The sequence below is a fragment of the Nocardia brasiliensis ATCC 700358 genome (assembly GCF_000250675.2).
In the GTDB taxonomy this organism is placed as follows: Bacteria; Actinomycetota; Actinomycetes; order Mycobacteriales; family Mycobacteriaceae; genus Nocardia; species Nocardia brasiliensis_B.
This window is the reverse complement of the sequence record NC_018681.1, coordinates 7,847,723-7,871,207: the sequence shown is the minus strand read 5'-3', so window position 1 is coordinate 7,871,207 and position 23,485 is coordinate 7,847,723. Positions and strand designations below refer to the sequence as shown.

At 69.3% G+C, this 23,485-nt stretch carries 19 protein-coding genes; 16 read left to right on the top strand and 3 right to left on the bottom strand.

What is annotated here, in order from left to right:
• Positions 1-510: 510 nt before the first annotated feature.
• From O3I_RS35005 to O3I_RS34995, 3 genes are all read left to right on the top strand, one after another.
• Positions 511-1,497 (top strand): DUF3152 domain-containing protein, encoded by a 987-nt coding sequence (locus tag O3I_RS35005; RefSeq protein WP_237748420.1) that lies wholly within the window; start codon positions 511-513, stop codon positions 1,495-1,497.
• Between the two features lie 96 nt (positions 1,498-1,593).
• On the top strand, positions 1,594-2,778 hold the full coding sequence (gene moeZ / locus O3I_RS35000) for an adenylyltransferase/sulfurtransferase MoeZ (RefSeq protein WP_014987769.1): 1,185 nt from the start codon (positions 1,594-1,596) through the stop codon (positions 2,776-2,778).
• 96 nt (positions 2,779-2,874) lie between these two features.
• Positions 2,875-3,729: a TIGR02569 family protein gene (locus O3I_RS34995; protein WP_029897303.1), complete on the top strand. Its 855-nt coding sequence runs from the start codon at positions 2,875-2,877 to the stop codon at positions 3,727-3,729.
• 76 nt (positions 3,730-3,805) lie between these two features.
• Here O3I_RS34995 and O3I_RS34990 read toward each other — a convergent pair whose 3' ends face one another.
• Both O3I_RS34990 and O3I_RS34985 read right to left on the bottom strand, forming a co-directional pair.
• Positions 3,806-5,284 (bottom strand): MFS transporter, encoded by a 1,479-nt coding sequence (locus O3I_RS34990; protein WP_014987767.1) that lies wholly within the window; start codon positions 5,282-5,284, stop codon positions 3,806-3,808.
• Positions 5,285-5,461: 177 nt separating this feature from the next.
• Positions 5,462-6,169 (bottom strand): FadR/GntR family transcriptional regulator, encoded by a 708-nt coding sequence (locus O3I_RS34985; protein WP_014987766.1) that lies wholly within the window; start codon positions 6,167-6,169, stop codon positions 5,462-5,464.
• Positions 6,170-6,234: 65 nt separating this feature from the next.
• On the opposite strand from O3I_RS34985, the gene O3I_RS34980 reads away from it, so the two are divergent.
• From O3I_RS34980 to O3I_RS34940, 9 genes are all read left to right on the top strand, one after another.
• Positions 6,235-7,491: an MFS transporter gene (locus tag O3I_RS34980; RefSeq protein ID WP_014987765.1), complete on the top strand. Its 1,257-nt coding sequence runs from the start codon at positions 6,235-6,237 to the stop codon at positions 7,489-7,491.
• A gap of 304 nt (positions 7,492-7,795) precedes the next feature.
• A complete protein-coding gene (gene nirB / locus O3I_RS34975) occupies positions 7,796-10,330 on the top strand; it encodes a nitrite reductase large subunit NirB (protein WP_014987764.1) in 2,535 nt (844 codons plus the stop codon).
• A 64-nt stretch (positions 10,331-10,394) separates the two neighbouring features.
• Positions 10,395-10,796: a nitrite reductase small subunit NirD gene (gene nirD / locus O3I_RS34970; protein ID WP_014987763.1), complete on the top strand. Its 402-nt coding sequence runs from the start codon at positions 10,395-10,397 to the stop codon at positions 10,794-10,796.
• A 31-nt stretch (positions 10,797-10,827) separates the two neighbouring features.
• Positions 10,828-12,084: a uroporphyrinogen-III synthase gene (locus O3I_RS34965; protein WP_014987762.1), complete on the top strand. Its 1,257-nt coding sequence runs from the start codon at positions 10,828-10,830 to the stop codon at positions 12,082-12,084.
• Positions 12,081-12,884: a sirohydrochlorin chelatase gene (locus tag O3I_RS34960; protein WP_041564748.1), complete on the top strand. Its 804-nt coding sequence runs from the start codon at positions 12,081-12,083 to the stop codon at positions 12,882-12,884. Before O3I_RS34965 ends, O3I_RS34960 begins: the two co-directional genes overlap by 4 nt.
• 224 nt (positions 12,885-13,108) lie before the next feature.
• On the top strand, positions 13,109-17,257 hold the full coding sequence (locus O3I_RS34955; protein ID WP_424769561.1) for an amino acid adenylation domain-containing protein: 4,149 nt from the start codon (positions 13,109-13,111) through the stop codon (positions 17,255-17,257).
• A 58-nt stretch (positions 17,258-17,315) separates the two neighbouring features.
• Complete coding sequence (locus tag O3I_RS34950) at positions 17,316-18,023, top strand: DUF6875 domain-containing protein (RefSeq protein ID WP_041563066.1); 708 nt, start codon at positions 17,316-17,318, stop codon at positions 18,021-18,023.
• Positions 18,024-18,063: 40 nt separating this feature from the next.
• Positions 18,064-19,041: an alpha/beta hydrolase gene (locus tag O3I_RS34945; protein WP_014987758.1), complete on the top strand. Its 978-nt coding sequence runs from the start codon at positions 18,064-18,066 to the stop codon at positions 19,039-19,041.
• 38 nt (positions 19,042-19,079) lie between these two features.
• Entirely contained in the window at positions 19,080-19,451 is a 372-nt protein-coding gene (locus tag O3I_RS34940; protein ID WP_014987757.1) for a TfoX/Sxy family protein, read from the top strand.
• Here the strand turns inward: O3I_RS34940 and O3I_RS34935 are convergent.
• On the bottom strand, positions 19,423-21,126 hold the full coding sequence (locus O3I_RS34935) for a metallophosphoesterase (RefSeq protein ID WP_041564746.1): 1,704 nt from the start codon (positions 21,124-21,126) through the stop codon (positions 19,423-19,425). The genes O3I_RS34940 and O3I_RS34935 overlap by 29 nt on opposite strands.
• A gap of 158 nt (positions 21,127-21,284) precedes the next feature.
• Here O3I_RS34935 and O3I_RS34930 point away from each other — a divergent pair, with 158 nt between their 5' ends.
• The 4 genes from O3I_RS34930 (at position 21,285) to O3I_RS34915 (ending at position 23,431) form a co-directional block, all read left to right on the top strand.
• The gene (locus O3I_RS34930) at positions 21,285-21,731 is read left to right on the top strand and encodes a cupin domain-containing protein (RefSeq protein WP_041563065.1); all 447 of its coding nucleotides are present in this window, start codon (positions 21,285-21,287) and stop codon (positions 21,729-21,731) included.
• 52 nt (positions 21,732-21,783) lie between these two features.
• Entirely contained in the window at positions 21,784-22,140 is a 357-nt protein-coding gene (locus tag O3I_RS34925; protein ID WP_014987754.1) for a type II toxin-antitoxin system RelE/ParE family toxin, read from the top strand.
• Complete coding sequence (locus tag O3I_RS34920; RefSeq protein WP_014987753.1) at positions 22,133-22,432, top strand: helix-turn-helix domain-containing protein; 300 nt, start codon at positions 22,133-22,135, stop codon at positions 22,430-22,432. Before O3I_RS34925 ends, O3I_RS34920 begins: the two co-directional genes overlap by 8 nt.
• A 171-nt stretch (positions 22,433-22,603) precedes the next feature.
• Complete coding sequence (locus O3I_RS34915; RefSeq protein ID WP_041563064.1) at positions 22,604-23,431, top strand: aminoglycoside 6-adenylyltransferase; 828 nt, start codon at positions 22,604-22,606, stop codon at positions 23,429-23,431.
• Positions 23,432-23,485: the final 54 nt, after the last annotated feature.

Here is a 23,485-nt window from a genome sequence, read left to right as displayed (position 1 = left end):
TTCGGCTCTCCCAGTTGATTCCCCGGCAAGGGGTGTGCACCGGGTATCCCAAGAACGATACTCGGTTGTTGCCCGCCCGCAGACCGGGCCCGGAGAACTGATTCGACGCGGTGAGAAATGTCGCACCCGGCGGCGGAGGTGGCGTGCCCGACGGCGGCACTTGCGCGTTGTGAGACGCTGGTGGGCGTGAGATTCCGCGCCGACCGTCTCGGGGGACCGGACTCCGGCCCGCCGGCTGTGTCCGGCGGCGGGCGCGATGCGCGCCGCCGTGCTGGTCCCGGTGCACCGGGTTCCGTGGTCTCCGAACCCGTGGCGAGGTCCGGCCGGCCGGCCCGGGCCGGCGCATCCGGCGCGGTGCCCCCGCTCGACGCCGAGGACCGGCTCGATGTCGGCACGCCGCCGCGTCGCAGGCCCGGCTCGGCCCGGCGCAGCGGTGTCGAGCCGGTCGTGGATCCCCTTGCGCCGCAGTCCGATTCGCCATCGCCGCGGCGTGACCACAACGGTGTCGAGATCTACGACCCGCTCGGTCTGTACGACCGGCCCGATCGTTCCCATCAACCGCTGCGCGCCCGCTGGGATCCCACCGCGCCGGACGAGGGCCGCACCAGGGAGCGTCCCGAGCGCACAGCCAAGAAGCAGAGCGCCCTGGGGCGTTTCGTGTCCACCTACGGCTGGCGGGCCTACGCGTTGCCGGTGCTCTTCGCGGTCACGGTGCTGGTGATCGTGGACGCGGTGCGCGGCGGCGATCCGATCGTCGGCACTGGAAACACCCCGGGCTTAGGACAGTTGAGCCCGCACACCCGCAACGCGGGCATCATCGGCTTGCCCAGTGGCGACGGTCATTTTCCCGCGGATTTGCCGACCGGTGCGTTGCCCCAGGGTGGGAGTTTCGCCGAAACCGGTGCCGGCACTTGGCATATGGTCCCGGGTTCGACCGGGCAAATCGGCACCGGGACCGATTCGGTTTTCCGCTACACCGTCGAAATCGAGGACGGGGTGGACACTTCCGGATTCGGCGGCGACGAATCGGTGGCGAAGCTGATCGAGTCCACGCTGGCCAACCCGAAAAGCTGGACGCACGACCCCAAATTCGCGTTCCGGCGCGTCGATCAGGGCGACGCCGAATTCCGCATTTCGCTCACCTCCCGCGAATCCACCCGCAAGGCTTGTGGTTTCGAGATTCCGATCGACTCGTCCTGTTACAACGCCGATCTCGGCCGGGTGGTGCTCTCCGAGGTCCGCTGGGTGCGCGGCGCGATCGCCTTCGAGGGCGATATCGGTTCGTACCGGCAGTACCAGATCAATCACGAGGTCGGCCACGCCATCGGCTACCACCAGCACCAGCCGTGTGAGACCGACGGCGGCTTGGCCCCGGTCATGATGCAGCAGACCTTCGGCACCAAGAACAACGACATCGCCGTGCTCGAGCCCGGCGGCGTGGTCCCGATGGACGGCAAGCACTGTCGCTTCAACCCCTGGCCCTACCCTCGCGGCTGAGCGCGCGGCGGGTAGGCGACGATAGATCGGGAAGAACGGTCTGGTCGCGGGCGTTGCACAACGAGATCGACCCATTCGATTCGAGGAGTCCTGGACGTGTCATCACCAAAGTCCCTGCCACCACTGGTCGAGCCGGCCGCGGAGCTGACCAAGGACGAGGTCGCCCGCTACAGCCGTCATCTGATCATTCCCGACCTGGGCGTCGACGGGCAGAAGCGGCTGAAGAACGCCAAGGTGCTGGTCATCGGTGCGGGCGGGCTGGGCTCCCCGGCGCTGCTGTACCTGGCCGCGGCGGGTGTCGGCACGCTCGGCATCGTCGAGTTCGATGAGGTGGACGCGTCGAACCTGCAACGCCAGATCATCCATGGCGAATCCGATATCGGCCGCCCCAAGGCCGACAGCGCGCGCGATTCGATCCTGGAGATCAACTCCGGCATCGACGTGCGGCTGCACAAGATCCGGTTGGAGCCGGACAACGCCATCGAGCTGTTCGCCGAATACGACCTCATCGTGGACGGTACCGACAACTTCGCCACCCGCTATCTGGTCAACGATGCGGCGGTGCTGGCGCACAAGCCGTACGTGTGGGGCTCGATCTACCGCTTCGAGGGCCAGGTCTCGGTCTTCTGGGAGGACGCGCCGGACGGACGCGGCATCAACTACCGCGACCTGTACCCGGAGGCCCCGCCGCCGGGCATGGTGCCCTCCTGCGCCGAGGGCGGCGTGCTGGGCGTGCTGTGCGCGTCGATCGGGTCGGTGATGGTCACCGAGGCGATCAAGCTGATCACCGGGATCGGCGAGCCGCTGCTCGGCCGTCTGATGGTCTACGACGCACTGGACATGAACTACCGGACCATCAAGCTGCGCCGCGATCCGGAACGGCAGCCGATCACCGAACTGATCGACTACGAGGCGTTCTGCGGTGTGGTCTCGGAGGAGGGGCAGGCCGCCGCGGCCGACTCCACAGTGACCGCCCGCGAGCTGAAGGAACTGCTCGACGCGGGCAAGGAGATCGAGCTCATCGACGTGCGTGAGCCGGTGGAATGGGACATCGTGCACATCGACGGCGCGAGACTGATCCCGAAGGACCGCATCCTGTCCGGTGAGGCCCTGTCCGAGCTGCCGCAGAATCGTCCGATCGTGCTGCACTGCAAGACCGGTGTCCGTTCGGCCGAGGCGCTGGCCGCGCTCAAGCGCGCCGGTTTCGCCGACGCCACCCATCTGCAGGGCGGCGTCATCGCGTGGGCCCGGCAGATCGACCCCTCGCTGCCCGTCTACTGATTCGCTCGGCGTCGTGCGTGTACCCCGTCCGACCGGCGGGGTTGCGTATCGGCGCGGCGTGCTGTACGGCGTCCACCCCGGCGGTACGGTACGGCCGTGACTTCTGTGGAACCCCCCGAGCACGTGCGAGCCACGTTCGGTCTGCGTGAAGTGACGCCGGTGGCCGTCGGCGACTGGGAGGGCGGCTGGCGGTACGGGGATGTAGTGCTGAGCCCGGTCGCGGACCACGCGCGGGCCGCGTGGTCGGCGAAGGTGCGCGAGACGTTGCAGGTGGACGGTTTGCGCCTGGCCCGCCCGGTGCGTGCCACCGACGGCCGCTATGTCGTCTCGGGCTGGCGGGCCGATACGTACCTGGAGGGTGTCCCGGAACCGCGGCACGACGAAGTCGTCTCGGTGTCGCTGCGGTTGCATCAGGCCACGGCACAGCTCGAGCGGCCGCGGTTCCTGGTGCAACAGCCGGTGGTGCCGTGGGTGGACGTGGACGTGTTCGTCGCCGCCGACCGGGCCGCCTGGGAAGCGGTGCCGCTGCGCACATTACGCGCGGGCGGCATGTTGCCCACCCAGGCTTCGCCGGACGGTCAGCGCAGCATGGAACTCATCGGTCAGCTGGCCACGCTGCGCAAGCCGGTGCAGACGCCCGCGCAGCTGGTGCACGGTGACCTGTTCGGCACCGTGCTGTTCGCCGGGGTCTACACGCCCGGCCTGACCGATATCACGCCGTACTGGCGGCCCGCGCCGTGGGCGGCCGGGGTGATCGTGGTGGACGCGCTGGCCTGGGGCGGCGCCGACGACGGACTGCTGGACCGCTGGCGGGATCTGCCGGAGTGGCCGCAGATGCTGTTGCGCGCGGTCATGTTCCGGCTCGCGGTGCACGCGCTGCACCCGCGGTCGACGCCGGAGGCGTTCCCCGGTCTGGCGCGCACCGCGGACATGGTCCGCCTGATGGTCTAGCTGAAAAACCGCCGACCGCGGAAAACCGTTGCGATTCCCGGCTTTCCGCGGTCGGCGGCGAAATGGGCGGTGCGGGTTACACCTTCGCGTAGGCCAGCGACGGCATCCGCCCGACCGCGAACGAGGACCGCAGATAGAACCACCAGGTGAGCGCGCCCATCACCAGGAACGCCACCGCGTAGGCCCAGAACGCGGGCGCCATGGTGTGGTAGTGGGTGTTGGACAGCCGCAGCGCCTGCTGCAGCAACCAGCCGCCCGAGGCGCCGACCGCGCCGATCACCCCGATCGCCGCGCCCGCCTGGCGCCGGGCCGAGGCGGCCGACTCGTTGAGGTCGAGTCCGTGCTCGGCGGCGTACTTCTTGGAGATCGCGCTGAAGATGGTCGGGATCATCCGGTACGTCGAGCCGTTGCCGATGCCGGTCATCACGAACAGCACCAAGAACGAGATCAAATACAGCGGAAAGCTTTTCAGCTCCAGTGCGGCCATGATGAAGACGACCGAGACGGCCATGCCGCCGAACACGAACAGCGTGATCTTCGCGCCGCCGACCTTGTCCGCGACCCAGCCGCCGAACGGACGGCTGAACGAGCCGACGAACGCGCCCAGGAAGGCCAGGTTGCCGATGGTGCTGATCCAGCCGATCTTGGCCAGCTCAGGGAAGTTGGCTTTGATCAGCGTCGGGAACGCGAAGGAGAACCCGATGAACGAGCCGAACGTGCCGATGTAGAGCACCGCCATCACCCAGGTGTGCCGGTTGGTCAGGGCGAGCCGATAGGACTTACCGTCGGACTTGGCGGTGGCGATGCTGTCCATGTAGCGCAGCGCGCCGAAGGCCGCCGCCAGGATGAACGGCACCCACACCAGGATGGACAGGGTGATGCCGAACCGGTAGCCGGCCGGGTCCTTCGCGGTGAGGTGCGTGCCGAGGGTGATGATCAGCGGCAGGATCAGCTGGGTCTGCGCCACGCCGAGATTGCCGCCCGCCGCGTTGATGCCGAGCGCCGCGCCCTTCTTGCCCTCGGGGAAGAAGAAGTTGATGTTCGACATCGACGAGGAGAAGTTGCCGCCGCCCACACCCGCCAGCGCGGCCAGGATCATGAAGACCCACATCGGCGTGCCCGGTTGGTTGACGAAGTAGGCCAGGCCGAGCGTCGGCACGAGCAGCATCGCCGCGCTGAACGCGGTGAACGCGCGCCCGCCGAACTTCGGGATCGCGAAGGTGTACGGAATGCGCAGGGCCGCGCCGACCAGCGTCGGGGTCGAGGACAGCAGCAGCGCGTTGCTCACCGCAATGGGATCGCCCTTACCGAGTCCGGCGAGGAAGCCGAAGCCGGCCGCGCCCATGCTGGTCACCACCGTGCCCCAGATGACCCAGACGCTGAAGCCGAGGTTCTCGGCGAACACCGAGAAGATCAGGTTCTTACGCGCGGTGCGCGCGCCGCCCGACTCCCAGAACTTCTGGTTGTCCGGCTCCCAGGCAGGTAGCCAGCGGCCCCTGGTCTGATGCTGGAAGGTGTCGGATTCGGTGCCGGTGGCGGCTGCGGTCGCAGTCATCGGCTTCCTCTCATATGCGCTCGACCGGCCGCCCGCGCGGCGGCACTGCCGCGGGTGGCGTCGAGTTGCCTGGCTTATCCCGTCACAACGTAGGGGCCGGGTGTTGCGGCACCGTGGCTGTGCGTGACGTTCCAGGCAATTCCGGCTCACAGCGGGAGCCAGGGCGTGGTGAGTCGGTTATCCGGCGTGTTCGCCGCGCGCGATATCGGAGTTGTCGATGGCGTCCGGGTACTCCGCGATCAGCGAGTTGAGAAAGCAACTCGCGGCCGAGGAGGCGCGTTCGGGATCGCCGTCGATCACCGCGTGCACCAATTCGGCGTGCTCTTCGGGGTAGGAGTCGTCGGATTTCAACGTCCGTGCTCGGATCACCTGTTCGATGATCGGGAGCAGCGAGTCGTAGAACTCCAGGTACACCGCGTTATGGCTGGCCACGACGATCGCGCGGTGCAGTTCCACGTCGGACTCGATCGCGGCCGGGCTGTCGTCGTGCCAGGCCTTGTCGCGTTCGGCGAGCAACTGCAGGAGGTTGGCGATGTCACTGTCGTCGCGGCGGCGAGCGGCCAGCGCGGCGGCGGTGGTGTCGAGCGCCAGGCGGAGCTCGAGCACATCGCGCTCCTCGGCGTCGGCAAAGTACTTGCCTAAAGTGCCGCCGAGGTCGGAGGATGCGATCACATAGGTTCCCGAACCTTGGCGTCGCTCGAGCATCCCCGCGTGGACGAGGGCTTGAACGGCCTCGCGCACGGTGTTTCGACCCGTCCCGGTGAGCTCGGTGAGCTCCGGTTCGGTGGGGATGCGTGAGCCGATCGGCCAACGGCTGGAACGGATTTCGGCACGCAGCTGCTCGGTGACCTGGGCAATGAGGCTGGTGCGCCGGACTGGTTGCACTGACTCAGAGTACCGCTCATCACAAATCGTTGCCTCCTATCATCCGGTCATCCTATGATTTCGCGGTGACTGCAACCCTCCAGAAAACTCCGACCCGAACCGAATCCGCGCTGGTCGAGCAGCGTCGGCGGGCCCTGACGGAGGGGCGTCTGCTCGTTTTGGCCGCCATCGTGATGTCGGCACTCGTGCTGCGTGTCGCGGTGACGGCGTTCAGCCCCCTGGCCGAGCGGATCGGCGCCGACGTGGGTTACGGCACCGCCGTGGTCGGCGTTTTCGGCATGATCCCGACCGCGATGTTCGCGCTGTCGGGTTTGCTGACCCCCGTGCTGGTGCACCGGATCGGCCTGGAACGGACCGCGCTGACCGCCATGCTGATGGCGGGCACCGGCATGCTGGTCCGGGTTCTGCTCTCCGGCACCGCCGAACTGCTGGTGTTCTCCGCGCTGGCCCTGGCCGGTATGGGTATCGGCAACGTGGTGATCCCGCCGCTGGTGAAGCGGTACTTCTCGGATCGGCTCGCGGTGGTCAGCTCGCTGTACATCATGATGGTGCAGATCGGCACCGTGGTGCCGGCGTTCGTCGCGGTCCCGGTCGCCGACGCGTTCGGCTGGCGGATCTCGCTCGGCCTGTGGGCCGCCCTCGGTTTCGCCGCGGCGCTGCCCTGGATCGGCGTGCTGCGTGACCGTCGCGGCCGTGACGTCGCGGACACCACCGCGCTGCCCGCCGAGGCGCCGCGCACCGGGCGGGTCTGGCGGTCTCCGCTGGCCTGGGGCATGGCCGGCATGTTCGGCATGACCTCGCTGATCACCTACGCGATGTTCACCTGGCTGCCCAAGATCCTCACCGATGCCGGCGCCAGCGCCAGTTTCGCGGGCAGCATGCTGGGTGTGTTCGGTCTGGTCGGGCTGTTCGCCGCGCTCACCGCGCCGACCGTGGTCGCGCGCTTCCGCAACCCTTTCCTAGTCGTGGTGGCGTGCGGCGCGTTCTTCCTGGCCTCGTTCGTCGGGCTGCTCGTCGCGCCGATGAGCGTGCCGATCCTGTGGGTGGTGCTGCTCGGGCTCGGCCCGAGCACCTTCCCGATGGCGCTGACCCTGATCAACATGCGCACCAACACCCCGGGTGGCTCGTCGGCGCTGTCCGGCTTCACCCAGGGCGTCGGTTACGCGGTGGCCTGCGTCGGCCCCGTGCTGTTCGGCGTGCTGCACTCGGCCACCGACGGCTGGCTCGCGCCCTTCGCGCTGCTCACCGTCGCCGTGCTGGTCCTGCTGGCCGGTGCGTGGCAGGCCTGCAAGCCGCGCATGCTCGAGGACACCTGGAACTAGTCCCGCGGCACCCCCGGACACCCGCAACCCGGCTGACAAGTTGTTGTCGGCCGGGTTGCGGCGCGTAATGCGGGAGGGGATGCTCGGAGGGCGACTCTCCTGCGGGGCGGGTCCGTGGTGGGGTCCCGGTGATCTCCGGAAACCGCTCTGTCACACGGGCGTAACTTACCGGCGAACTCACGCCCGGATTCGGATAACCGTGAGCAACCGTTGATGCGCCGGTCATTTCGCGCAGCATTGCGGCAATACCCGTTTCCTACCGTTGGGCCAACCGGATCTTTGGAGGCCCTTCTTGAGCACCCCGATGAATCACCCATTCGAACCGTCCACCCGCAAGACCGCCGTCGTCGTCGGCCACGGCATGGTCGGGCACCGGTTCGTCGAGGCGTTGCGTGCGCGGGACGAGGCGGGGCAGTGGCAGGTCGTGGTGCTGAGCGAGGAGCGGCTGCCCGCCTACGACCGAGTCGGCCTGTCCTCGTACGTCGGCAGGTGGGACGCCGCGGAGCTGGCGCTGCCCGGCAACGAGTACGCGGGCGACGCGCTGGTGGAGCTGCGCCTCGGCCAGCGCGCCGAGAGCATCGACCGCGACGCCCGCAAGGTCACCACGTCGACGGGGGAGACCCTCTCCTACGACGCGCTGGTGCTCGCCACCGGTTCGTACCCGTTCGTGCCGCCGGTTCCCGGGCACGACCTGCCCGAGTGCTTCGTCTATCGCACCCTCGACGACCTGGACGGCATCCGGGCCGCCGCCGAGGCCGCCGGGCCCGGCGCGGTGGGTGTGGTGGTCGGCGGCGGCCTGCTCGGCCTCGAGGCCGCGAACGCGCTGCGGCTGCTCGGCCTGACGCCGCACGTGATCGAGTACAACGACCGGCTGATGCCGGCGCAGATCGACGAGGGCGGCGGCGCGATCCTGGAGCGCCTGGTCACCGATCTCGGCCTGGCGGTGCACACCGGTGTCGGCACGTCCTCGATCGAAGCCGCCGACCAGGGCGTGCGGGTCACGCTGTCGGACGAGTCGGTGATCGAGGCCGCGCTGGTCGTGTTCTCCGCCGGTGTGCGTCCGCAGGACCAGATCGCCCGCGACAGCGGCTTGGAGGTCGGCCCCCGCGGCGGCATCATCACCGACCTCGGCCTGCAGACCTCCGATCCGAACATCTGGGCCGTCGGCGAATGCGCCGCGGTCGAGGGCACCTGCTACGGCCTGGTCGCGCCCGGCTACACCACCGCCGAGATCGTGGCGGACCGCCTGCTCGGCGGCGCGGGCGAATTCCCCGGCGCGGACATGTCGACCAAGCTGAAGCTGCTCGGGGTCGACGTGGCCAGCTTCGGCGACGCGCACGGCACCACCGAGGGCGCGCTGTCCGTCGTGCTGCACGACGCCGCGAAGGGCACCTACGCCAAGCTCGTCGTGTCCGACGACGCGCAGATCCTGCTCGGCGGCATCCTGGTCGGCGACGCGACGGCCTATGCGTCGCTGCGCCCGCTGGTGGGTCGTCCGCTACCGGCCGAGCCCGCCGCGCTGATCTCGCCCGCGGGCGCGGAACTGAGCGCCGATGCACTACCGGACGATGCCCAGATCTGCTCGTGCAACAACGTGTCCAAGGGCGATATCTGCGGCGCGATCGCCGAGGGTGCCTGCGATATCGCCGGGGTGAAGAAGTGCACCTCCGCCGGAACATCGTGCGGCGGTTGCGTGCCGATGATCAAGAAGCTGCTCGAGCAGTCCGGCGTGGAGATGTCCAAGGCGCTGTGCGAGCACTTCGAGCAGTCCCGTTCCGAGCTGTTCCAGATCGTCCAGGTCACCGGCATCCGCACGTTCTCGGGTCTGATCACCAAGTACGGCAAGGGATCCGGCTGCGATATCTGCAAGCCGACGGTCGCCTCCATCCTCGCCTCGACCTCCAGCGAACACATCCTGGAGGGCGAGCAGGCGGGTCTGCAGGACACCAACGACCACTTCCTGGCGAACCTGCAGAAGAACGGCACCTACTCGGTGGTGCCGCGGATGCCGGGCGGCGAGGTGACGGCCGATCAGCTCATCACCATCGGCCAGATCGCCAAGGATTTCGACCTGTACGTCAAGGTCACCGGCGGTCAGCGGATCGACCTGTTCGGCGCGCGCGTCGAGCAGCTGCCGTTGATCTGGCAGCGGTTGGTCGATGCAGGCATGGAATCCGGGCACGCCTACGGCAAGTCGCTGCGCACGGTGAAGAGCTGCGTCGGCTCCACCTGGTGCCGCTACGGTCAGCAGGACTCGGTCGGCATGGCGGTGCTGCTCGAAAAGCGGTATCGCGGACTGCGTTCCCCGCACAAGCTGAAGCTGGGTGTGTCCGGCTGCGCCCGCGAGTGCGCCGAGGCGCGCGGCAAGGACGTCGGCGTGATCGCCACCGAGAACGGCTGGAACCTCTACGTCGGCGGCAACGGCGGTCTCACGCCCAAGCACGCGGTGCTGCTCGCCGGTGAGCTCGACGACGAGACGCTGATCAAGTACATCGACCGATACTTGATGTTCTACGTCCGCACCGCGGACCGGTTGCAGCGCACCGCGCCGTGGCAGGAGGCACTCGAGGGCGGCATCGACTACGTCAAGCAGGTGGTCTGCGAGGACAGCCTCGGCATCGCCGACGAGCTGGAGGCCACCATGGCCCAGCACATCGATGGCTACCGCGACGAATGGGCCGCGGTGCTCGAGGACGAGGAAAAGCTTTCCCGGTTCGTCTCCTTCGTGAACGCCCCGGACGAGGCCGATCCGACCATCTCCTTCGACGAAAGCGGCGAACGGAAGGTGCCGGTGTTACTCGGCATGCCGGATATTCCGGTCGCTACGCGCGGGAAATGACGGCTTAACCCCATAGAAACAGGACGCCGGTACCAATGAGTAAGGCGTTTGGAGGATGACACCGATGACCGTGATCGATACCCCTGGCATTGCCGCTGCTACCGCCACCGGCTGGACGCAAGCGTGCCGCCTTGACTACCTGATCCCCGGCCGCGGCGTCGCGGTGTTGCTGAAAGGTGGCCGTCAGGCCGCCCTGTTCCTGCTGCCCGACGGCATGCTGTACGCCGTCGGCAACATTGATCCGTTCGGACGCGCGGCGGTCATGTCGCGCGGGATCGTCGGCGACCGCGGCGGCGTGCCCGTCGTCGCGTCGCCTCTGCTCAAGCAGGCTTTCTCACTGGTCGACGGGCGCTGCCTGGACGACGAATCGGCAATGCTGCCGGTATACGCGGTGAGCGTGACCGACGGCATCGTGTCGATTTCCAACGAGCCGGTGGTTGCCGAGCTCGCTTCCTCGGACGGATGAACCAATGAACACAGCATCGCGAAGCGACTCGATGGGGGGCGGTGGCCGGGCGACGGGCGGGTCAACTCCCGATGCAAGCGCCTGTCTCGCGGGATTCACCATCGGCATCACGGCGGCGCGACGCGCCGACGAGTTCGCCACCCTGCTGGTCCGCCGGGGCGCCGGCGTGGTGTTCGCCCCCGCCATTCGCATCATTCCGCTCGCCGACGACGACGAACTGGCGCGGGTGACCCGCCAGCTGGTCGTGGATCCCCCGCAGATCGTGGTGGCCACCACCGGCATCGGCTTCCGCGGCTGGATGGAGGCGGCCGAGGGCTGGGGTGTCGCGGAGCAACTGCGGACCACCCTCGCGTCCACCCGGGTGCTGGCGCGCGGCCCGAAGGCCAAGGGCGCCATCCGCGCGGCCGAACTGCGCGAGGAGTGGTCGCCCGCGTCCGAGTCCTCGGCCGAGGTGCTCGATCATCTGCTCGCCGAGGGTGTGGACGGGGTGCGGATCGCGGTGCAGCTGCACGGCGCGACCACCGAGTGGGAGCCGGTGCCCGACTTCTGCGAGGTATTGCGTTGCGCCGGTGCGGATGTCGTGCCGGTGCCGGTGTATCGCTGGGAGCCGCCGCCGGATCAGCAGCCGATGGACCAGCTGATCGAGGCCATCGTCACCTCCAGCCTGGACTGCGTCACGTTCACCAGTGCGCCCGCCGTCGCGTCGATGTTGATGCGCGCCAAGGAAACCGGACTGCTCGACGGGCTGTTGCACGCGCTGCGCGGCCGGGTGCTGGCCGCATGCGTCGGGCCGATCACCGCGGCGCCGCTGGAGGAACTCGGCGTGCCGACCTCCATGCCGGGGCGGGCCCGCCTCGGTGCGCTGGCCCGGCACGTCGCCGAGGAACTGCCGCGCCGGGCCAATCGGATCTACGCCGCGGGCCACACGCTGAGCGTGCGCGGCGGCTGCGTGGTGGTCGACGGCGAGGTGCGCCAGCTGGCGCCCGCGCCGATGGCGCTGATGCGGTCGCTGGCCAGGCAGCCCGGCCGGGTGGTTTCCCGGGAGCACCTGCTCGCCGCGCTGCCCGGCGGCGGGGACGACACGCACGCGGTGGAAACCGCGATCGCCCGGCTGCGCGCCGGACTCGGTGCGCCGAAGGCGATCCAGACCGTGGTCAAGCGCGGCTACCGGCTGGCCATGGACGCGGCCGAATGCGTCGACAACAACCCGCGGCCCGAACTCGGCGGGCCGCAGATGCCCGGTTTCGGTACACCGCTGCGGCACGCCCAGACCATGGGGGCGTGGTGAGCGCCCCCGCGCTGGTGCTCGTCGCGCACGGCACCAGGAGCGCGCGCGGCGTCGAGATGATCGCCGCGCTGGCCGAAGCGGTCGGCAACGAGCTCGGCGTCGCGGTTTCGGGGCGCGACGCCGATGCCGCTGCGGCCCGGGAACCCCTTCCCCTCGTTCCCGGACCGCAGCAGGCAGCCGTGCCCGTGCTGCGGACCGCTTTCGTCGACGTGCTCGGCCCGTCACCGGCCGAGGTGCTGCGCGACCTGACCGGGCCGGCGGGGGAATCCGTTCCCGCCGTGGTCGTTCCGGCCTTCCTCGCCTCCGGGTACCACGTCTATCAGGATGTGCCGCGGGAGGTGGCCGACAGCGGTCATGGCGCGGTGGCGATCACCCCGGCCATGGGGCCGGACCCGGCGCTGGCCCGGATCATGACCATGCGGCTGCGCGCCGCGGGCTGGCGGCCCGGGGACGCGGTCGTGTTCGCCGCCGCGGGTTCCTCGGATCCCCGTGCGCGCCAGGATGTCCGCCGTGCCGCCGCGATGCTGGCCGAACGGCTGGACACGCCGGTCCGCCTCGGCTATATCGCCACCGGTGCGCCGCGTGTCGCGGATGTCGTTGCCGCGCTGCGTGCTTCCGGTGCCCAGCGAGTCTTCGTCGCGTCCTATCTGCTGGCGCACGGGCTGTTCCAGCAGCGGCTGCACGACGCCGGGGCCGACGGCGTGGCCGAACCCATCGGGGTCCATCCCGCCGTGGTCCGGCTCATCGCCGACCGGTATCGCGTCGCCGCGCGGGAACTGGTGCGGGCGCGCGTGCGCTGACGTACCTCGGTACCTTCGGCCCGCGACTTCGTATAGCGCCGGGTGTGCTCGTTCGTCGGTCGATGTCGAGCCCGAGCGGGGGCCGATTGTCGGGATCAGCCCATCTGGGCAGGTAGGCGCCTGTGCACGCGCCGATTGTGCTGGAATTACGGAGGGTTCACGCCTGGATGCCGTAAGTTTGCCCCTGGATGATTCAGCGGTGGCTTTCCGAATCGCAGGGAGGCGTGTTGACCGGAGCCGACGCCACGGCGCAGCCGATGTACCCGCTGTCGACGGCGCAGCTGCGCTGGTGGGTGGCCCAGCAGTTGCATCCGGGGGTGCCGATCACGGTCGCGATGTACCTGGACCTGTCGGGCCCGCTCGAGATCGGCCTGATGTCGCGCTGCGCCCGGCGCGCGGCCTACGAACTGCAGTCGCCGCACCTGCGTTTCCGGGTGGTCGACGGATATCCGCGCCAGTACGTACCCGCCGCGGCGGAGCTGCCGATCCGGCGGATGCGGCTGACCGACCAGGCCGACCCGATGGCCGCGGCCCTCGAACTGATGGAGCGCGACTACAGCGCACCGCTCGACCCGCTCACCGATCAGCTCACCGTCGCGACGGTCTTCCAGGTGGGGCCGGATCATCACCTGCTGTATTTGCGCAGCCACCACATCGTGCTGGACGGGGTGGGCGCGGCGGCGGTGCTGCGGCGCACCGGTGAGCTCTACCGTGCGGAAGTCGTTGCCGCGCACCGGCTCGACGCCGTGCACGACTGTGCGACCGAAACCGGTGCCACCGCACGGCCCGTCGGTGCCGGTCGCCGCTCGACCACCCGGGTGCTGCGCCGGTCGGCGCGTGCCGTCCCCGACAGTGCGCCGCGCACCGGCTCCTACGCCAGTATGACAATGGAAAACGTTGCGGCGGTGAGTAGTTCGCTGACGTCGTCGAAGGCGTCCGCTGCCGCGCGGGCGTTGACGGTGCCGGAGCTGCTGGAAGACGAACGCAGATACCAGGATTCGGCACGCGCCGGGACGGACCGGGACTATTGGCGCGAGCAACTGCACGCGCTCACCGAGCCGGTCGGCCTGGCCGGTCGTCCCGCGGCGCCCGAGCCGCGACCGCACCGGGTGAGCGCGACGCTGGACGCCGCGACGGCCGAACTGCTCGCCGCCGCCCGCGCCACGCACGGCGCCACCTTCCCGGAACTCGCGGTCGCGGCGTTCGCCTGCTATCTGGCGCGGATGACCGGGCGCGACGAGGTCACACTCACGCTGCCGGTGACCGCGCGCCCGACCGCGGCGCTGCGCCGATCCGCGGGGTCGCTGTCGAACGTGGTGCCGCTGCGGTTGTCCGGTCTGGACACCGCGACGGTCGGCGCGGTGATCGCGCAGGTGCGCTCGCGCGTGATCGGCGCGCTGCGGCATCAGCGGTACCGCTACGAGGACATGCAGCGCGATCGCGGACAGCAGCACGTCGAACGGGGCGGCTTCGGGCCGGTGGTCAACGTGCTCGGGTTCACCGAGCCGCTCAGCCTCGGCGCGCTGACCGGGCAGGCACGGCTGCTGTCGCTCGGGCCGGTGGAAGACCTGCTCGTCAACGGCTACCAGGCCGGTCCGGACGAGCGTTCGGTGAGCATCGACTTCCACGCCAACCGGGCGCGCTACCGGTACGACCTGGTGGCCTGGCAGCACCGCATGTTCCTGGACTACTTCGCGCGTTTCCTGGCCGCCGAAACCGAATGCCCCACACCGGCATTGGATCTCGCGCCACCTGCGCCGGTGGCCGTCGAGCCGAGTGGCCCGATCCGGGTGCTGCCCGATCTGCTGCGGGCGGGGCTGGTGCCCGACGCCGTCGCGGTGCGGGACGGCACGCGCACCATGACCTATCGCGAACTAGACGAGCGCTCGGCGCGGTGGGCCCGGCAGTTGATGGCGGCCGGGGCACGGCCCGGCGAGTTCGTCGTCGTGGCCGTGCCGCGCTCGCTGGAGTCGGTGCTCGCGCTGTGGGCCGTCGCCAAATCCGGCGCCTGCTTCGTCCCGATCGACCCGGCCGACCCACCCGCGCGGATAGCCGCGGTGATCGCGGATTCTGGTGCGCGTCAGGGGCTTACGGTCACCTCGGTGCGTAAGCTGCTGCCCTGCGACACCGGGGAGCTGGTGGGTGCGGGCCGGTGCAGCGTGCAATGGCAGCTGCTCGACGATGTCCGCGCGGTGACCCAGGTGGTGCGCCGGGCGGGCACACCGATAGACGACGCCGAGCGGCCGCGCTCGCTACGACCGGACCACCCCGCCTATCTGATCTACACCTCGGGCACCACCGGAGCGCCGAAAGGGGTGCTGGTCACCCACCGCGGTCTCGGCTCGCTGACCGGTTACATCCTCGGACACTATGGGGTGGAACGAGATTCGGTGGTGCTGCACGCGCACGCGCCGTCGTTCGACGCGCACCTGCTCGAGCTGCTGAGCTGTTTCGCGGCCGGTGCGCGGCTGGTGGTGGCATCGCCGGCCGTGGTCGCGGGCGGCGCGCTCGCCCGGTTGCTCGAGCACAGCGGCGCCACGCACTTCCTCACCACGCCCGCGGTGCTCGCGACCTTGTCGCCGAGCGCGGTACCGGGGCTGCGCGCCGTGGTGGTCGGCGGGGAGGCGTGCCCGCCGGAGCTGGTTCGCGAATGGGCGCCGCACGTGCGCTTGTTCAACGGTTACGGGCCGACCGAAACCACCGTCATGGCAACGCAAACCGAGGCGATGCGCCCCGGCGAACCGGTGTCGATCGGCGCGGCGCTGCCGGGCGTGCTGGCCGTGGTGCTCGATTCGCGTCTGGTCCGGGTGCCGCCCGGCGCGCGGGGCGAGCTGTATCTCGGCGGCCTCGGGGTCGCCGACGGATATCTCCGTGATCCGGCGGGCACCGCGGTGCGGTTCATCGCCGACCCGTTCGGCATCGGCCAACGGCTGTATCGCACCGGCGATCTGGTGAGCGCGAGCCCGGACGGCGCCTTCGAATTCCTCGGCCGGGCCGACGGGCAGGTGGAGGTGCGCGGGCGGCGGATCGAACCCGCCGAGATCGAGTCGGCGTTGCTCGCAGGACCCGAGATCGCGCAAGCCGTGGTGACTGTCGCCGACGCGGGCCGATCCGAGGCGCGCCTGGTCGCCTATGTGGTGACCGCGCCGGGCGCGCGGTTCGATCCGGTGACCACCGCACGCCGACTACACAGCACCCTGCCCGCGGCGCTGGTGCCCGGGGCGCTCGTCGAACTCGACCGGCTACCGGTGTCCGGCAACGGGAAACTCGATCGTGGGGCGCTGCCGTCACCGGTGGCCGCGCCGCGTCCCTACGTCGCGCCCGAGACCGACACCGAACGGCTGGTCGCCGCGCAGATCGAGCGGGCGACCGGGCAGTCGCGGGTCGGCCTGGTCGACGACTTCTTCGAGCTGGGCGGGAATTCCCTGCTGGGCGTGGCGGTTTCGGCCGAGCTGGCGGCCGCCACCGGCGTTCCGGTGACAGTGCGCTGGCTGTACACCACGCCGACAGTCGGCGCGCTCGCCGACCGCATCGCGGGCTACGACGGCGCGGACACTGCGGACGACGCGCTCGGCGTGCTGCTCGCCCTGCGCGGCAACGGCACTCGGCCACCGCTGTTCTGCGTGCATTCCGCGGTGCCGCTGGCGTGGTGCTATGCCGGGCTGGCCCGCTACGTCACCGACCGGCCGGTGTACGGCCTGCAGGCGCCGACGCTGACCGGCCAGGGCGAGGCCATCGGCACCATCGATGAACTTGCCGACAGCTATGTCGCGACGATGGTTCGCGCCCAACCCGAGGGCCCGTATCACCTGCTGGGCTGGTCGCTCGGCGGGCAGATCGCGCACGCGATCGCGGTGCGGCTGCGAGCGCGCGGCGCCACCGTCGGCGTGCTGGCCATGCTGGACAGCGTCGTCGTTCCAGACGGTGCCGTGCCGCCGCCGGTGCCGCGGATGCGAGACCTGCTCACCCACTTGCTCGGTGACGAACCAGTGGACGCCGACGCTGCCCCGGAGGTGAGTGCCGAGGAGGCCGCCGCCGAATTGGCGCGCGCGGGTGCGTCGTTCGGCACCGGTCTGTCCGCGCTCCAGCTCGAGCGGCTGCACCGCGGTTACGTGGACGGCGTGGCGCTCGCGCACGGCTACCGTCCCGGCGTGTACGACGGTGACCTGCTGTACTTTTCGGCGACCCGCGGGATGACCGAGCTGTTCGGTGCCGAGATGTGGCGGCCCTACGTCACGGGTGAACTCATCGAACACCCGGTGGCGGCGACGCACGCTCAGCTCACCAATTCCGACGTCGTCGCCGTGATCGGGCCGATCCTGGCGCGCCATCTGGAGCGCACGGCGGCACCCGTGCCGGCGCGGGAACCGTGAACCACGTGTATTTCGACACGCGCACAGGTGGTTTCGCCACTCCCGGCGAGGGCCGGTCGTGAGCCCACGCACCCACGTAGGGCCGCGTACCGGCCTCGAATGGTGCAATGTCTACGACGATCCGGACGCTTGGGCGGAGCGAAACCCCCACGCGGGCACGCTGTTACGGTACCTCGCCGACCGATTGACCCATCCGGATCCCGCCCTGGGCCGCGACGGGCCGGTGTGTCCCTTTGTGCGCCATACGATGACGCATCACAGCCTGTGGGTCGCCGTCGTGCCCGGCGCGCAACCGGCTGTCGACACCATGACCGCCGCGGTGGACGACGCCTTCGAGATCTATCGCGCGCTGCGCGCCGCCGCCGGACGCGACGCCGGCATGCTGGCAGCCATCACGCTGTTTCCCGACCTCACCCGGTACGGTCCGGTCGACGCGGTGCATCGGGCGCGCAAGACCGCGGTGGTGGCCGAGGGGCTGATGCTCGGCCAGTTCTATCCGGGCTGCGGCGTATCCGGGCTGTGGAACAAGGACTTCCGCCCGCTCGACGCGCCACTGCCGATGCTGGTGATCCGCAAGATGATGAACACCGACTTCCCGTTTCTCGTCGAACGCACCGAATGGCTGTACGCGTATCTGACCCAGGTGGCGCCCGACCTCCCGCGCCGTCTTCGCTGGTCGATAGCCGAACGGCTGCAACGGACCGGGGTCGCCGACGATGGCATCACCGACCTGCGTGTTCACTCGCCGGGCGAACACGCCCGCTGAATGCCACGGGTCGCCATCCGCCTGATAGATACTCGACATCATGCGCCGGCTGATGCGTTGCCTGGTTTCCCTGCTCGTGCTGCTCGCCGCGATCGTCCCGGCCGTGACGGCGGGCGCCGATCCCGATTCCCGCATCCTCGACGTGCGGCCGCTCGGCGGACGGCAACTAGAGGTGGTCGTGCATTCCGCGGCGATGAACAAGCCCATCACCCTGTGGATGTCGCACCCCGGCGCCGGCGCGCCCGCGCTGTATCTGCTCAACGCCGTCGACGGCGGCGAGGACGGCGGGCCGTGGATGCGCCGCACCGACGTCGCGGACTTCTTCGCGGACAAGAACGTCAACGTGATCGTGCCGATCGGCGGGCGGGCCAGCTTCTACACCGACTGGCTGCAGGACGATCCCGCGCTCGGCCGCAATCAGTGGACCACCTTCCTGACCAGGGAACTGCCGCCGCTACTGGAATCGCGGTTCGACATGACGGGCCGCAATGCCGTTGCGGGACTTTCCATGTCGGCGACCTCGGCGCTGAACCTGGCGATCGGCGCGCCCGGGATGTACCAGGCGGTCGGGGCCTACAGCGGTTGCCCGCGCACCAGCGACGCCGGGGCGCAGGCGCTGGTCACCTCGCAGCTCGCGGTGTTCGGCGCGAACGCCGCGAACATGTGGGGCGCGCCGGACAATCCGGCGTGGCTCGCGCACGATCCGACGGTGCAGGCCGAACGCCTGCGCGGGGTGGCGCTGTACGTCTCCTCGGGCACCGGTGCGCCCGGCGAGCACGACAACATCAGCGACACCGGGGTCGACGGGAATCCCGTTCGGCTGATCGATCGAGTCCTGGTCGGCGGCGTGATGGAGACCGTCGTCGGCGGCTGCACCCGGCCGTTCGTGGATCGGCTGCACCAGCTCGGCATTCCGGTCACCGCGAACCTGCGCCCGGCGGGCACGCACGCCTGGACCTACTGGCAGGACGACGTGCACCTGTCCTGGCCGCTGTTCGCCGCGGCCATCGGTGCTTGACCGGCGAACCTGTCGGTGCCCGGAGAGACAATACCGCCATGGCGTATGACGAGGAATTGGCCGATCGCATCCGGCTGATGATCACCCCGGGGCCGGAGCTGTCGGAACGAAAGATGTTCGGCGGCTTGGCCTTCCTGATCGGCGGCAATATGGCGGTGGCGGCCAGCGGGCAGGGCGGACTGCTGGTCCGGGTCGACCCGCGAGAGCACGACGACCTGCTCGCGCGGGATATCGTGAGACCGATGGTGATGGGCGGACGCGACATGACCGGCTGGTTGCGTGTCACCGCCGAGGCGGCCGACGACGACGCGGTGCTGCGCGAATGGGTCGATCGCGGTGTCGGTTACGCGCGGTCGCTGCCGCCGAAGCAGAAGCCGGGCACTAGCCGCGGACCTGCCGGCGGTAGGTGACCTTGTCGAATTCGCGGCCGTACTCGTCGACCGCCGCCACGTCCATCTCGCTGGCGAAGATGCCGGGCCGCACGTCCACGCGCAGGAACGAGTAGTTGCGGAACCGGACCCGCGACCACGCCGCCGCTTCCGCCCGCTTGCCGCCGCCGGGCACCCACACGTAGCTGTTCGGCACCGTCGTGTCCGGTAATTCGTTGCCGCGGTAGGACTCCTGCGAGCCGGGCTGGAACTCGTAGCGGGGACGACCACCGCCGCCGACCGTGTAGTAGACGGTGCCGTCCGACTCCGGATAGACGATCGAGTTGTCGCCCGCCACCTTGGTCGCGGCATTGCCGCGGATCGGGTCGGTGCGTTCGAAGACGTGATTGTGCCCCTGCAGCACCAGATCCACCTGATACCGGTCGAACAGCGCGACCCAGGCGTCGCGGACGCCGCCGTCGCTGGCGTGCGCCTCTGTCGTCGAATAGGCGCAGTGGTGGAAGAAGCAGACCAGGAAATCGATCTCGGGGTCCGCCCGATAGGCGGCCAGCGTGCGCTCCACCCAACTCGTCTGCGCCCCACCGGAATACCCGGTGTTGGCGCGGATCTCATAGGAGATGTCGTTGGCGTCCAGCGAGAGCACCGCGACATTGCCGTAGGTGAACGAATACGCCGACGGGCACCCGGCGGGCCCGTTTCCGGGGAAGTCGAGCCGCGCCGCGTGCCCGCCGTAGCCGAGCGCGCCGTAGGTCGCCTCCATGTCGTGGTTGCCGGTGGCGAACATCCACGGCGTCTGCGCCGCGCTGGTCTCGATCGCGCCGAAGTACACGTCCCAGACATACGGATTGAACTTGTCGAAGCCGGACGCGAGTTTGCCGCCGTGCGGGACGAATTGGTTCGGTTTACCCGCACCGGACGGATCGGCGTAGGCGATATCCCCGGCCAGGATATGGAAATCCGGTTTGGCGGCGGCGATTTGGCGCAGCACATTCGTGGCGTGCGGCGCCGACGGATCATTGTCCGCTTTGTAGTATTTGTCGTCATAATCGCCGGGCGCGACGCCCGGCGGCTGCGCCGGGGTTTCGTCGGTGCCCTGATCGCCCATCATGGTGAACCGGAACGGCAGGAGCGCCGCGCGCGCGGTCGGCATCGCCGGGGCGGCGGCGCGGATATCACCGGCGAATCCGTCCGAGGTGCGCCAGCGGTAGAAATGCGGCAACCGGCCCGGCAGGCCGTCCACCGGCGCGTGCGCGTAGAACTGTTCGGCCGCGAGCACGCCGCCGTCGCTGCGCGGCACCTGGGTGAGCAGGTTGCGCACCTCGGCCTGCACCGTCGCGCCGAGCGCGGGAGTCGGGCCGTGATCGAGAAAAACCTTGGTACCTGCGGGTTGCCGGGACAGCTGTCCGGCGAAACGCAGCTGACTCGCCGCGTCCGGCCCGAAACCGACGTGCCGACCGCCGACCGCCAGTTGCGCGTCCTGCGCGTAGGCGCGCCTGCCGAACGGCGAGGTGCCCACCGCGGCCACGGCGGCGGCCGCCGCGGCGCCGCGCAGGATATTGCGCCGCGACACCGGATGCCGCCGCAGATAGTCCCGGTGCCAATCATGCTGTTCGGCCATGGTCATCTCGGCGGAAAGCTCGGCCGGAATTCCGGTATCCGGAATATCGCCTGCGGGGTTCAGCGGATGCGACGGCATTCGCATCATGCTGTACGGCCCGCCTGTCGCGGGCAACTCGACACCGCAGGCGCCGCGCGAACAATTCGTGAACTTTCCCTTCACCAGCTTCAGTGCCTTTCCGGCAATTGCGACAAAACGCATTCCGTCACCGTTGTCGCGCCGGTTAGGCTCCGGCGATGAGGCCATTCCTCCGCGTGGTCGGCGCGGCGATCGTGCTCGGCGCGGCCGTCTGCGGTGGTGCCACCGCCACCGCCACCCCTGGCACCGACATCACCGCCGTCACCCTCGCCCAAGCCCAGATCCCCGCGGGCCTGCTCCCGTTCGTCGCGGGCACCGATCTGGTGGTTCGCGAAATCACCATCGCCCCAGGCGGTTCCACCGGTTGGCACTACCACGACGGCCCCGTCTTCGGCTTCATCCGCGCCGGCACCCTCACCCACCCCGGCCCCGACTGCACCGGCCCCACCTACCACCCCGGCGATTTCATCTACGAACCCGAAGGCGCCTGGAACGTCCACATCGGCCGCAACCAAGGCCCCACCCCCTTGATCCTCGACGTCGTCTACGCCCCACCCACCGCCCACCCCCTCTTCCAAGACGCCCCCGCCCCACCCTGCGCCTAGTGCTTCCGACGTTTCTGGCCCGCCAGCCTTGAACTGACATAACATCCGTGTTATGAATTGGGGAGAGGTAGAGCTGGAACCGGAGGTGGTCGAGTGGTTCGACTCGCTCGGCCAGGACGACCAGGAGACCGTGATCTTCTATGTCGACCTTCTAGCGGAGCGGGGAGTGCTGCTGGATGAGCCGTACACAAGGCAACTGGACGGAAAGCTGCGTGAGCTCCGTTTCTATCTATCTCGGGAAGCAGTGCGGATCACCTACTGGATTGCATCGGGCAGGCGCATCATTCTGCTGACGGTATTTCGCAAGCATCGGATGCGTGAGACCGCCGAGATAGACCGTGCGGTGCGGGCGATGAAACGATGTGCTGCTGAGGCACATACCGTGGAGGAGGAAGAAATCCATGGGTGAACGGAAAAGCTGGACCGATATCCGTGACGAGGTGATGAGTCGGCCCGGCGCAGGTGCCGGCTACGAGGCGGCGCGGATTCGCTTCGAACTCGGTGCCGCCGTCCGTGAGCGGCGCGAAGAACTCGGACTCACCCAGGCGGAACTGGCGGAGCGGGCCGGTTTGAAGCAGCCTGCGATCGCTCGGTTCGAGGCGGGCGGCACGATGCCGACGATCCCGATGCTGGAGCGTCTTGCGGAGGCTCTGTATCTGCGGCTCAACGTACGGTTCGATCGGCTGCGCGAGGCTGGATGATGGCCTCCAGTGTGTTGGCGGGTGGATGTGGACCAAGCGACAGATAGGTGGGGGTCACAGAGGGTTCGTACGGTTCACAGGGGGTGTGGGGGCTGTGAGGGGTGTGGATGGTGTGTGAAACCGGCCAGTTGGCGGGTGGTTGTGCGGGTGGGGGTGGGGGACGATCGGGGGATGGATGACGGGTTCGTGGTGCGGGTGGTGGAGTGGGCTCGGGGGCGGGGGGATGTGCGGGTGGTGTTGCGGACGGGGTCGCGGGGGCGGGTCGGTGGGGCGGTGGATGCGTTGTCGGACCATGACATAGAGGTGTTCACGACGGATCCCGAGCTGTATGCAGGGGAGGACGGGTGGGTGCGGGAGTTAGGGGAGGTGTGGGTGAACGTCGAGCTGGAAGGGCCGTACGACAACCCGGCGCATCTGGTGTTCTTCGAAGGCGGGGTGAAGGCGGACTTCCAGATACTGCCGGTGGACCTGCTGAGCGAATTCGCCGCGGACGGGCTCGACGAACTGCACGAGCGGGGCTATCAGGTGCTGTTCGATCGCGACGGGATCGCGGCACGGCTGCCCGCGGCGACCGGGGCGGGTCCGGTGGTGGACTTACCGGATCAGCAGGAGTTCACGGCGCACTGCGCGGAGTTCTGGTTCGAGATCGCCCACCTGCCACGATATTTGGCGCGTGGTGACCACTGGGTGGTGCGATCACGGGATCAGGAGACCAAGGACCTGCTGCTGACCATGATCGAATGGCACGCGGTGACCCACCACGGCGCCGGACACGACGTCTGGCACGGCGGCACCAAGATGCGGGACTGGGCCGCGCCGGGCGTGTGGCAGCGCGTCGAAGAGATCTTCGCGATCGGCGACCCGCTGCGCCAGGCCCAGGCCACCGCGGACCTGTTCGCCGAACTCGCCAGGGCGGTCGCCGCGAGTCAGGGCCTGGACTACCCGGCCGCCGCCGAGAAAGCCGTCCGCCCGTACCTCGATCAGCTCCCGCAGCGCTGAAAGGCCAGCTCAACGCGGTGCGGAAAATTCTTCGAAGTTTTCTGACGAGATACG